The sequence below is a fragment of the Pseudomonas sp. F1_0610 genome (genome assembly GCF_047470865.1).
GTDB lineage: Bacteria > Pseudomonadota > Gammaproteobacteria > Pseudomonadales > Pseudomonadaceae > JAZDRH01.
This window is the reverse complement of the sequence record NZ_JAZDRH010000003.1, coordinates 67,833-79,695: the sequence shown is the minus strand read 5'-3', so window position 1 is coordinate 79,695 and position 11,863 is coordinate 67,833. Positions and strand designations below refer to the sequence as shown.

Annotated in this window: 12 protein-coding genes; 5 read left to right on the top strand and 7 right to left on the bottom strand. The window is 40.9% G+C overall.

Annotation, left to right across the window (positions count from 1 at the left end; genetic code table 11):
* The 4 genes from VQ643_RS02735 to VQ643_RS02720 all read right to left on the bottom strand — a co-directional run bounded on the left by VQ643_RS02735 (nt 1) and on the right by VQ643_RS02720 (nt 3,818).
* Complete coding sequence (locus VQ643_RS02735; RefSeq protein ID WP_414197738.1) at nt 1-1,131, bottom strand: efflux RND transporter periplasmic adaptor subunit; 1,131 nt, start codon at nt 1,129-1,131, stop codon at nt 1-3.
* A gap of 1,103 nt (nt 1,132-2,234) precedes the next feature.
* Nucleotides 2,235-2,552, bottom strand: coding sequence for a hypothetical protein (locus tag VQ643_RS02730; protein WP_414197737.1), 318 nt, complete (start codon nt 2,550-2,552; stop codon nt 2,235-2,237).
* The gene (locus tag VQ643_RS02725; protein WP_414197736.1) at nt 2,549-3,424 is read right to left on the bottom strand and encodes an NADAR family protein; all 876 of its coding nucleotides are present in this window, start codon (nt 3,422-3,424) and stop codon (nt 2,549-2,551) included. The genes VQ643_RS02730 and VQ643_RS02725 overlap by 4 nt, the downstream gene beginning before the upstream one ends.
* Before the next feature lies 1 nt (nt 3,425).
* Nucleotides 3,426-3,818 carry a hypothetical protein gene (locus tag VQ643_RS02720; protein WP_414197735.1) on the bottom strand — a complete coding sequence of 131 codons (393 nt, stop codon included), beginning with the start codon at nt 3,816-3,818 and terminating at the stop codon, nt 3,426-3,428.
* A 94-nt stretch (nt 3,819-3,912) separates the two neighbouring features.
* Between VQ643_RS02720 and VQ643_RS02715 the strand changes: the two genes are divergently transcribed.
* The 4 genes from VQ643_RS02715 (at nt 3,913) to VQ643_RS02700 (ending at nt 6,665) form a co-directional block, all read left to right on the top strand.
* Complete coding sequence (locus VQ643_RS02715; protein ID WP_414197734.1) at nt 3,913-4,395, top strand: GNAT family N-acetyltransferase; 483 nt, start codon at nt 3,913-3,915, stop codon at nt 4,393-4,395.
* A 313-nt stretch (nt 4,396-4,708) separates the two neighbouring features.
* Complete coding sequence (locus VQ643_RS02710; protein WP_414197733.1) at nt 4,709-5,281, top strand: hypothetical protein; 573 nt, start codon at nt 4,709-4,711, stop codon at nt 5,279-5,281.
* A gap of 156 nt (nt 5,282-5,437) precedes the next feature.
* Nucleotides 5,438-6,013, top strand: a complete 576-nt coding sequence (locus tag VQ643_RS02705; protein ID WP_414197732.1) for a TetR/AcrR family transcriptional regulator — start codon at nt 5,438-5,440, stop codon at nt 6,011-6,013.
* Between the two features lie 10 nt (nt 6,014-6,023).
* Nucleotides 6,024-6,665 carry a hypothetical protein gene (locus VQ643_RS02700; protein WP_414197731.1) on the top strand — a complete coding sequence of 214 codons (642 nt, stop codon included), beginning with the start codon at nt 6,024-6,026 and terminating at the stop codon, nt 6,663-6,665.
* A gap of 11 nt (nt 6,666-6,676) precedes the next feature.
* On the opposite strand, the gene VQ643_RS02695 is transcribed toward VQ643_RS02700, so the two are convergent.
* From VQ643_RS02695 to VQ643_RS02685, 3 genes are read right to left on the bottom strand one after another with little or no spacing between them, the layout of a single operon-like run.
* Nucleotides 6,677-8,680, bottom strand: a complete 2,004-nt coding sequence (locus VQ643_RS02695; protein WP_414197730.1) for a TRAP transporter permease — start codon at nt 8,678-8,680, stop codon at nt 6,677-6,679.
* Complete coding sequence (locus VQ643_RS02690) at nt 8,664-9,161, bottom strand: DUF1850 domain-containing protein (protein ID WP_414197729.1); 498 nt, start codon at nt 9,159-9,161, stop codon at nt 8,664-8,666. The genes VQ643_RS02695 and VQ643_RS02690 overlap by 17 nt, the downstream gene beginning before the upstream one ends.
* Nucleotides 9,139-10,170: a TAXI family TRAP transporter solute-binding subunit gene (locus VQ643_RS02685; protein ID WP_414197728.1), complete on the bottom strand. Its 1,032-nt coding sequence runs from the start codon at nt 10,168-10,170 to the stop codon at nt 9,139-9,141. The genes VQ643_RS02690 and VQ643_RS02685 overlap by 23 nt, the downstream gene beginning before the upstream one ends.
* Before the next feature lie 319 nt (nt 10,171-10,489).
* Here VQ643_RS02685 and VQ643_RS02680 point away from each other — a divergent pair, with 319 nt between their 5' ends.
* Nucleotides 10,490-11,860, top strand: a complete 1,371-nt coding sequence (locus tag VQ643_RS02680; protein WP_414197727.1) for a sodium-dependent transporter — start codon at nt 10,490-10,492, stop codon at nt 11,858-11,860.
* Nucleotides 11,861-11,863 lie beyond the last annotated feature (3 nt).

Genomic DNA, 11,863 nt, shown 5'->3' with positions numbered 1-11,863 from the left:
TTACTCCGCAGTAACGGCTACATGTTCTGTTACTTCAACAACAGCCCCAGGTTGCACGCGTAATTGCCCTTTAGTAATAACGACATCACCTGCTTGCAGTCCTTTTTCAATGACGACTTTATCGCCCATGCGACGACCTACTGTCACCTGCACAGACTCAGCAGTGCCTTGTTGTATCGCTTGCTCACCTCGAATAACTAAAACGCTGTCGCCAAATGCAGACAGCTGTACAGCTGTAGCAGGAATGAGCAGCACATCTTGTTGATCTGGCATAGCTAAGGCAACCTCGACAAAGATGCCTGGCCTTAACATTAATGCCTTGTTCTCAAGCACAGCTTGCACTTTTAGATTACGTGTTGAAGCATCAACCCAAGGCTCAACGGCGCTGACGGTGGCATAAAAGGTTTGGTCTGGATATGCATCACTTTTGAGCGCTACTGATGCACCAATTTTTGCTTGCTGCAGCGCTTGCTGTGGTAACGAGAAATTGACATACAGCCTAGATAAATCTGTAAGGCTAATAACTTCTTGCCCCGGCGTTAGGTATTCCCCCAAGTTGGCTTGACGAACACCTAATACACCACTGAAAGGTGCACGAATTTGCTTTTGTAATAAACGGGCCTGTGCTTGCTGTACACGCGCCTTTGCCTGGGTCACTTCGGCACTGCGCTGATCAAGTGTTTCTTTAGCCAAAGCACCAATAGGTGCTAGCTCACGCCCGCGTTTAAGATGGGCTTGTGCTAGATTCAGTGCGGCATTGGCTTGCGCCAAATCAGCTTGCTCCGGCGCATCAAATAACTGCACTAACAAATCACCTTGCTGTACCTGTGCGCCAGACTCAAATGCCAACTGTACAATACGTCCTTCCACTTCAGGTGCTAGCTGCACTTGCTGTACAGCTGTGAGCGAACCAATTGCTTGTAAACTTTGCCCTAAACTGTGCTTTTGCACCTGAGTTGCCGCTACCTGTACGGGAGCACTACCCCAGCCTGCTGCATCTCCTTGCTTAACTTGACGCCATACAATTAAAACCGTTGCCACAACGGCAAGTACTGCAATAGTTCCAATAAGTATTAGAACCTTACGTCCTTTCGTTGGAGTAACGCCTGAAGAAATCGATAAATTTGCCATAGCAGCGCTCTCAATAATTCATGATGGCGCTATGCTACAACCTAAAGTTAACTTGAGGTAAAGCCTTAAAGTGTAAATATTTTACTAAATTTGAAAAGCTGAATTAATCATGTACAGCTCGCTAGTTTTTTTATTTTGGCTGTATCTGAGCTTAACCATGCTGGCATCTTTCTAGCCTAGTGCATGCTGCATCACTATAGTTTCCCTCCCATTATTCTGTACTTTTAGCACGCGGTTCAAAGCGTTCAACAGGTTTATTCATCAGGGGAATATTCGTTATGCTGTTCTTGCCTTACGTGTCTTTCAGCCAATTTGTAGTGTATTTCGCCGTATTGTTAGTGCTAGGCGGCCTCTTTTTTGTGCTAATAAACACATCGCTAATTAATGCTTTTAACTTAAATATCCCGTCTAAAAATAAGTACCGCTTATCTACGGACATAGTGCTCATAGCGCTGGCAATTTATCCAATTATTTTCTTATTACGTGCTTATTTTTCTACTATGTGGCTGTATTTCACCCAAGAAAGCAATGATGTATCATTAATTTTTCAATACGTAATTATTCCTCCGGCTTTCTTATTCTGTATTCTGATAGCTTCTTTTTTTAGTTATTTAAAAAAGCTACAACGCACTCAAAATAGAATCAAAATTACTTTAAATCTCACTTTAGCCAGCACATTAATTTGGGTAGCTATAACTGCATTATGTGAAACTATTTTTTACCTTATGTGAGTATTTATCTAAGAAACTGTACATGGGTCGCTATATATTTATAATAATTATATTTTTTCAGTTTATCACTAGCATCAGTGAGGGATGTAAGCATCTTCTCACTCTCTTGGTAACCTTCATACCCAGATATCTATTAAAAACAATTAAAAACTTACTATCATACCGACCAAATTAGCAGCACTCTCCCTCAATTCATTTCTAATTAGCCATATATACCTTGTACGTCACCTAAAATCTCTTGTAAAACCTGTATACTTATAAACTAACAGACTGATTATTTATCAAATAAATAATGATATTAAATGGTATTCATCTATTTTAATGTATCTATTTTCACTGAGCTAACCACCGCCGAGCTGATCAAAGCATTTTTTACTTAATAGTCACTTTCTGTAAAGCATCTATTAGTAATTGTTCAGTAAACTCATGAAAAGGTTGCTCTACTACCACCCAAAGCATTTGCGGCTCTTCAATTAATGAGCACTTAGCGACTGCCGCTGAGCGCAAACGTAGCAGGCAACCTAAGTGTTCATTGCAGCAATAAAAATCGATCTCTGTGCCTTCTTGAAAATGCTCAGGAATGCAATGCACATCAAGAATATCCCAGCCCGCTAAATGTCGATCAGCAAAACCTTGCAAGGCAATGCGTGAGCGCACATTATCGCGCCATTGGGCCGATGTAGCACTCATGTAAATTTTGACCAATCAATTTTGTCATAATTAGCATACACACGGCGTAGCTCATCACGTACTTCCATTAAAGCAAAACCTAATAAGTTATCTCCTTGCCATGTTCTAGGATTGAGTATTTTTTCATTATCCTGTGCTAAACCAACACCCCAAATACGATCAAGTAGGCTAGCTTCAACCAATATTTTGTCGCCTGTTGCCAGTAGAAACGCCATCATCTGTGGGTTTTGTGAAAACTTGTGGTAATTGCCTTCTAAAATCAGTGTTGCCTTTGTTTCATCCCACACCGTTTGATCAAAATTTTGTACTTTTTGCCCAAAGGCCTTCATGGCTTTAGGCGCAGTGGCTTGCATGATTTTTTGACGCATTGTTTCATCGTCAAATAAACGTGCTTTTTCAGCCATCATGTACTGTTCAGCACAGGAATACTGATCCGCATCAACTGAGAAAACAGAAGGCTGCCACTGACCTAGACAAGCTTTATTCACCACATAAGGTTCTGGTTTCCAAAAACAGATCAAATCTTCTTCGGTAAAGACCTTGCCTTGTTTAATCAATTGCGAACGGTTGTATTTAAGCACTCCACCTTTTTGCCAAGTCAGGTAGCCATGCACATTATCTGGATCAACCCATTCTTCATCTTCAGCTTTTTCATCCTCAGCATAATAACCCGCCCACATAGCTGGTTCAGGGAACACTATTTGATACTGTTGTTGATCCTCTTTGCTAAGAGACATGTACCAATCACCCCACTGATAGCGGTAATCTTCACCGTACCCCATGCGCCAGCCGATAGAGAAACGGGATAGTCCTGGTAAACGTAGCCACAACGGCGGCATTGGATTGTCAATTGTAAAAGTTTTCTTGCTCATCTTACTTCTCTGGCTCAAGCTCATAATCAATATGATAGCTACGTTCATCACCTTGCAGATATGTTTGCGTGCCAACAAATACTGTTGTGTTCAAACCATTGCTTACCCTTTGCGCTAAGGCTAAAACCGCTGCGGTATCCATTGTTGGGCTGGTAAAATTAACCACCAGCGGCTCTTCATAGCAGCCGCCATCACCTTCTACAAACTGATGCGGACGATTAATGTTCAACCAAGGAATCTCAGGTGTTCCTTGATCATCTGTTAGCCATTCCCAATAATTTTCACAATCCCACTCGAGATGGTGTTCAGGGAAATATTTAGCAAAGGCAGGCTGTAAATCCCTCAATTCTTGTTCAATAAATAGCCAAAAGTAATAATTTTTTTGTTCTGTCATGGGAAAACTTGCTCCTTGCATTTTTTCACTTTATAAAAGCAGGTCGTCTATTTAGATGAAGACAAACCTGTATTAAAACCTGTGGAGGTAAATTTTGTCATATCAACTTGAAGTTATTCGCCCTGAATATGATGCCGAGATTTGCCAAATTATTAAACGCGTTGGCGAAGAGTACGGTGCCGTAGGGGAAGGTTTCGGCCCTGGTGACGCTGAAGTATCGCACATGAGCCAACATTATACGGCAAACACTAAAAGCCTCTATTTGGTGGCTAAAATAGGTAATAAAATCGTAGGAGGTTGCGGTCTAGCCGCCTTTAACAATAGCACTACTACCTGCGAATTACGTAAGCTTTTTTTACTCGAAGAAAGCCGTGGGCTTGGTTTAGGCAAAACCCTAACCGAAGCCTGTTTAACATTTGCTAGAGAGCAGGGTTACCAACGCTGTTATTTAGATACGCTGTCGAACATGATAGCCGCTATTAAGCTCTATGAAAAGCTGGGGTTTGAGCACCTATCTGCACCTTTAGAAGGTACACCGCACGGCAAATGCGATGTATGGATGCTAAAGCAACTTTAACAGCCTTATGATGCTGCTTAGTCTAAGCTTACCACTAAGCAGCACTATACATACTAGCTCATAATATAGAGGGTGTGTATAACCTATTTATGTTGCATCTAGGCTAAAAACTACGCTTTATAATGGCTTTATCAACACGCAAGCAAAGGTGTATAAGAGCTAAAGCTAGGGCTGACTCAGGTAGCAATTATTAAACTTTGTGACAAATGTAGCGCTAAATTTAGCTAAATCTTGTTTCTTGCTATTTCTTCATACAGGTATTCCACGTAATTTATTGATAGCATTTTGCAATCAATCACAAATGGAATTCACCATGCTAAAACAGCTTACATCAATACTACTCATTGGATGGTTACTTGCAGGTTGCGCCAGCCAACAAACGCAGTTAAATACTTCAACAAAAACACTAGAAAGGCCAGCTCAGGGGCAAGTTTTAGTGCATTTTATTCGTGCCAATGATTTCTCTAATAAAACAGCAGCTATCTACAACCGTGAAAACTATCTAGTCTCCCTAAATAAAGGCGAGCATTTTACTTACGCCACTACGCCAGGCCGTCATGTATTTATGGTGACAGGTGGAACCCCTGATGTAATGACGGCCAGCTTAGAAGCCAATAAAGTTTATTTTGTGCATGTCAAACCTACATTAGGTGCTTTAAAAGTTAATTTTGACTTTAAGCCTTACACTGTGATTGATCCGAAAAAGAAAGCACAAGCACAACTATGGATGCAAGAAACCAATGCTGTAACTGTATCTGCAGAAGGCAAAGCTTGGGCAGCGCAACATGCCGCACAAGCCAAAGCAGCTTTTGACGAAACTTATAGTGATTTTTTAAAGCGCAAATCTGAAGATCGTACCCATATTTATAAAGAAGATGGATTATAGTTCAGTCAAAACCGTCAGCCTCCTGACGGTTTTTTATGTGATAGATTACCTATTTGTATAATTTATACCTAACTTTAGTTATACCTATTTTAACCTTATAAAAAATACTGGTATAAGCTAGTAGGCATAATTCATTTATAGGTTACGCCTAAGGCTATGAATAAACGCCAACAGCTTATCGATAGCGCTTTCAAGCTTTTTTACCAAAACAGCGTTAATGCGGTAGGTATTAATCTCATACTAAAATCCTGTGGTATTGCTAAAAAAACCCTGTATAGCTACTTTCCCAGTAAAGATGATCTGGTTTTAGCCACCATTAACGATTACAGCGCCCATTTTCTTGATTGGTTTAATGCACACTTATCCAGCGCCCTGCCTGGTAAACGCGCTATTTTTGAAACATTTAATGCACTAGATCGATGGATAAATAATCAAGAACCTGAACTACCTGCTTTTCATGGTTGCTATATTGTAAAAATCGCAACTGAGTTTACGGATCCTACCCATTTCACTCAGAGTGCCTGCCAGCAGCATTTTGCACGCTTGAGTTATTTGATAAAGCAACAGCTTGATCTGGCTAAGGTGAAAGAAAGCAAACAAGATCAACTTACTGAGTCATTAACTCTATTACTATTAGGTGCTATTACTCAGTCAAGTTTGCTGCAGCAAAAAAATTCAGCTTTAACTGCACAACAAATGGCTTTTAAACTACTTAAAAAATTCAAAGAATAAGGATCTCTTCATGCTTAAAGCTTTACAGTGGGTACTAGGATGTATCGCGACCTGCTTACTTGGTATAAGTATTTTTAGCAGCATTGGTTTATTTCAAGGTGCACCTAAAGACTATAAAGACTCAGATATTGCTACTTTTAAAGATAAAGTCGCTAGCAGTGGTGCTAAGCAACAGCAATTAATGGATGCCTTTCACAAGCTATACGACAACCTTGAGAAAAATAATGAAACTTTTTATGATCTAAACTTAACCCAAGAAGATCTGGCAAAGCTACTAAACTCAAGCCTAGATGGCTTACCAGTAGAGAAAAAAATTGAATTAATTGAAAAAATTCAAGCCAATCTACCTAATGTGGATACTAAAGATATTGGCACCTATATTGTCTGGTTTACTCAGCAAGAAAAATATAACTACGCTCAAGACAATGCGCCTACAAAAGATTTAATGACGAGCCTTGGACAATATAGCTTAGCCTTATTTTTTGGCAGCCTAGTGATGTTTTTATTAGTGGTATTATTAACACTTATTGCAGAGTACCGTAAAACAGCACTCTTGCTGGCTACCCAAGCTGAATTACTACAAAAACTAGATGCAAATACCAGAGCAACTGCGTTGCTATTAAAACAACGCAGTCAAACCAATAATAGCTAAGCTAAGGCGCGTTAAGCGCCTTTTGCTATTAGATCATTGGGTTTTTGTTTCCAATTCCATACCACAATTACTGCCACAATACAGATACCTGCAATGTCCGTTATTGTTTCAGGAACAATTAGCATAAAGGCGCCAGCGGCTAAAATCAGGCGCTGTATCCAATTTAAGCTGCTCTTGAAATAACCCTCTACGGCTGAACCCAAGGCAATAATACCGATAATAGCCGTAATGGTTACAGAAGCTATTACCCATAAGCTTGGCAATGGAAACTCTTTAGCCGTCATCACTAAGCCCGTTGTATCTATCATTAACATGGCAGGGTTGTAGACAAACATGAAAGGTACAATAAAACCTGCTAACGCCAGCTTTAATGAGTAGAAGCCTGTTTTCATTGGGTCACCACCTGCAATACCTGCTCCGGCAAATGATGCCAAGGCTACTGGCGGTGTAATGTTGGCAAACAAACCAAAATAGAACACAAACATATGTGCTACTAAAATTGGAATATCGAAGTTGGCTAAAGCTGGGGCAGCCATGGTTGCCGTGATGATATACGCTGGAATTGATGGCAATCCCATACCTAGCAGCATAGACGCCAACATGGTAAAGAACAGCGTTAAGAACAATGAACCCGCGCCAATACTCATAATGGATGAGGTCATTACACTACCAAAGCTAGTTAAACTGACCACACCAATAATAATGCCTACTACAGCACAAGCAGACATCACAGATAGCGATTGACGCGCTCCATCTGCTAACGCATCAAAAATATCTTTAATCGACATCCGTGTTGATTTACGCAAGCTACTGATAATAATAGTAATAATAATGGTGTAAAAAGCAGAGTAACTAACGGGTACATTATTAAACAATAAGACGACTAAACCAATAATGGGAATTAACAGATGCCCACGTTCACGTAGTACTTCTTTTACGCGTGGCAAGTCCGCTTTTGGAATACCTTTTAAATTATCACGACCAGCTCGGAAGTGAACCTGAGCAATAACACCAAGGTAATAAAGCAAGGCTGGTAATAAGGCTGCCAAGGCAATAGTGCCATAACTTACGCCTGTGGTTTCCGCCATAATAAAAGCGCTTGCGCCCATAATAGGAGGCAATATTTGCCCACCCACAGAAGCACTGGCCTCTACAGCACCAGCAAAATTTTTGTCATAGCCAATTTTTTTCATTAGTGGAATGGTAAATGCACCTGTACCCACCACGTTGGCTACCGCCGTACCATTAATGCTCCCCATAAAACCACTAGAAATAACCGCTACTTTAGCTGGGCCACCTTGTTTATGCCCCGCCAAAGCCAGTGCTAAGTCATTAAATAGCTGCCCCATTCCTGATTTAGCGAGAAACGCGCCAAATAGGATAAAGAGAAAAATAAAAGTAACCGATGCACCAATAGCAGTAGAGAAAATGCCCTCTGTTTTCAAATACATTTGCCCAAAAATATCACCCAAATCAAAAGGGCGCGTTAGCAAACGATCAGGCATAAAATCAAAACTACTGATAAATGGATACGCCAAGAATATTAAGGCTAAACAAGGTAAGCCCCAACCCATAATACGCCGCGCTGATTCAAATACGAGCACTACCGTGAGTATTGAAAAAGCAATATCCATGGTATTTGGAATGCCGCCACGGGTGGTCATAATGTCTTGGTATTCAACAAATAAATAAATACCAGAGGCGGCACTTCCTGCAAACAATAACCAATCTAGCCATGAGGCTCGGCCACGATTTGATTTCCCACGAGCAGGATAGAGCAAGAAGATTAAGCATAAACCAATACTAACGTGAGCACTGCGCTGCAATAACTCAGGCATTGGCCAATAGGTAATATAGAGGTGGAATAATGAATAGGCCACCGCCAAGGCGAACACAAAATAACGCAAACGCACATCAGAGAAACTACGCAGTACAGAAGCTTTATCGTATTTCTCAAGAATTTGCTCTTGTTTGGCACCATCAATAGGTGTTTCAAGGCTATTTGAAGTAGTCATCACAGGATTCCTGCGTAAAGTATTGCCAACGAGGTAGTTTCACTACCTTAATATTCACTTCTGAGTAGTCAGTTAGCTGCTGATAAAGCGGCCATATTCCTTTATTACTCAGTACGCTTGATTGCACATTATTCGAAACAATCCAATTTAGCTGCGGCAATTTACGCATTACTTGATAATGTATCCAGCCATCCTGGCTTGGTAAAACAGTCCCCATACTAGGCGTACCTGCACCAAAGGTTTTGAAAGCTGTATCCGTCAATACAAGTTGGTTGTTTTGCTGCTGATAGTGCTCTCGCCATGCTTCTTTTTCCACTGAATGTATCCATTGCAAGGTAAAGTCTTGTTGTGACAAATAACAGAGGCTTGAAACAGAACGAAATTCGAACACAGATTGTGTAGATAATGCATAACTAAGGCTAAGCACAATAAGTGCACTTAGCCCTAGCAAAAAATACCTATTTACCGGCTTGCTCGGCATAGAACTTCTGCGCACCTGGATGCAAAGGCGCAACTAAACCTTTTTGTGCGTGTTCAAGCGATACATCATTCATTGCTTGATGCGAAGTACGTAGCGATTGCAAGTTATCAAAGAACGTTTTAGTGAGTTTATAACCATCGGCTTCGCTTAAATCAGAGCGAATTACTAAAGCGTTCATGATAGCTGCGGTAGGCACAGCTTCTGCATTGCCATAGGTATTTGCTGGAATTTCCATGGAGATAAAGTAGCTTTGATCTTTCGCGATTTGAGCAATGTTCTCAGGCAAAATAGACACGAGCTGCAAGTCAAAGCCTTGTTCTAACTCCATTAACGAAGCGTTTGGTAAACCACTGGTGAGGAAGGCTGCATCTAACTTGCCGCCTTTTAAAGCGTCAGCGGCTTCTGCATAGCCTAAGTAATCAACTTTGATATCTTTGTAACTAATGCCATGGCCTTGTAATAGGTTGCGCGCATTAACTTCTACACCTGAGTTTTGTGCGCCTACTGCTACGCGTTTACCACGAAGGTCAGCTAAGGTTTTAATGCCTGAGCGTTTAGAAGTCACCACCTGCACATAGTTAGGGTATAGCGCTGCAACCTGTTGTACGTTTTCAATTTTATTTTTAAAACTGTTAGTACCATTTAATGCATCGCTGAGCACATCACTCATCACAAAGGCCATTTCCACTTTCTTTTGATTCATCAAGTTGATATTTTCAACAGATGCGCCCGTGGTTTGAGTTTTAGAGTTAACACCATAGGTTTTGTTATAAATTTCACCCATGGTAGTAGCAATAATATTATAGGGACCAGAAGCACCCCCTGTTGCAATAGTGACAAAGCGGGTTTGTAACTTGTTGTCTGCCGCTGGTGCAGCAGGAGCGCTAGCACTATTAGCGCTTGCTTTTGGCGCGCTGCTAGCTGGCGCATTATCTTCGTTAGAGCATCCTACCAACACTAATGATAAGCACACAGCGCTCAGTGAAAATGTAGTTTTTAGTTTAGTCATTGCATTTCTTCCATGCTGGTTAAGATCAGCGACATTAGCGTCAGGTTTTTGTGACTTGATAGTATCCAAGCTTTTTGTACACTAAAAATCGCCATTAGTCTTAGTCTTTTTTAATCTTCATACAGAGTTATTTTATGCAAATGCAACCTTAATGAAAAACGACTCACCCAATAGGCTTTTTATTAAGGTTTCACCCTCGTCTACTATGCCAATAGTTAGTCAAAGAAACTCTTTATTAGGCTATTTCTGTGAATTAACGCGCTTTTACTTTAACTATCTTCCATTTTTCACGACAATAGAGAAAAGGAGATATGTATTCATGAGTCAAGCACCTATTCACCCTAAGCTCTGGAGCTCCAGATTAGCTTTTATTCTTGCTGCCACAGGCTCGGCTGTTGGCCTAGGCAATATCTGGAAATTTCCCTACATTACTGGTGAAAACGGTGGTGGGGCCTTTGTTTTAATTTATTTACTTTGTATTGCCATTGTTGGCGTACCTGTCTTAATTGCAGAAATTGTAGTTGGCCGTCGTGGTGGAAAAAACCCTGTAGCGACTATGCAAGAACTCACTGAACAACAGGGTTTAAGCAAAGCTTGGCGGCTAGTGGGTTGGAATGGTATTGCAGCATCCTGTTTGGTTTTGTCGTTTTATGCCGTGATTGGCGGCTGGTCAATGGCCTATATTATTAAAATGGCATCCGGTGTATTTACCAGCTCTACACCAGAGGTTACAAGTTCTCAATTTAACAATTTTCTAGCGAGTACGGGCGACATTTTACTGTGGCATAGCATCTTTATGTTGCTGGTTATCTTTATTGTAGCTAGAGGCATTCATGCAGGTGTAGAAAAAGCTGTGAAACTGCTTATGCCGATGCTCTTTGTACTCTTGCTCGTCATGGTCGGTTATGCCATGACAACGGGTAAGTTTACCGAGGGCGTTAAATTTCTGTTTTATCCTGACTTTAGTAAAATCACTACCGAGGGTTTTCTGGCGGCATTAGGGCACGCGGCTTTTACACTGAGCATTGGTATTGGCGTCATTATGGCCTATGGCTCTTATCTACCGAAAAATATCAGCATTGCCCGCACAGCATTTAGCATTGCGATTTTGGATACATCCATGGCATTACTCGCTGGTTTAGCTATTTTTCCATTAGTTTTTGCTAATAACCTTGAGCCAAGTGCAGGTCCTGGATTGATTTTTGTAACCTTGCCGTTAGCCTTCGGCAATATGACGGGGGGCTTACTCTTTGGCACCGCTTTTTTTGCTCTGCTCTTTATTGCTGCACTCACTTCAGCCATGTCAATGATAGAGCCTGTTTCTGAATGGCTAGAAGAAAGTAAAGGTTTAAGCCGCGCCAAAAGCACCTTACTGGGCGGTGTGGTTATTTGGTTTATTGGTTTAGGTTCTGTACTCTCATTCAACCTCTGGTCACAAGCCTATCCACTCAGTTTTATCAGTATTTTCGAAAAGAAAACCTTTTTCGATTTAGTCGACTTTTTTGTCTCTAACTTAATGATGCCTTTAGGCGGCTTAGCCATTGCTATTTTTGCTGGCTGGTATTTACCCCGCAAAGGCTTACCTGAAGACTTGGGTTTATTTAACCTACCCTTTAAGATTTTTATGTTTGTACTGCGTTACCTTACTCCGCTGGGTATTTTAGTTGTGTTTTTATATAACCTCATTTAACTC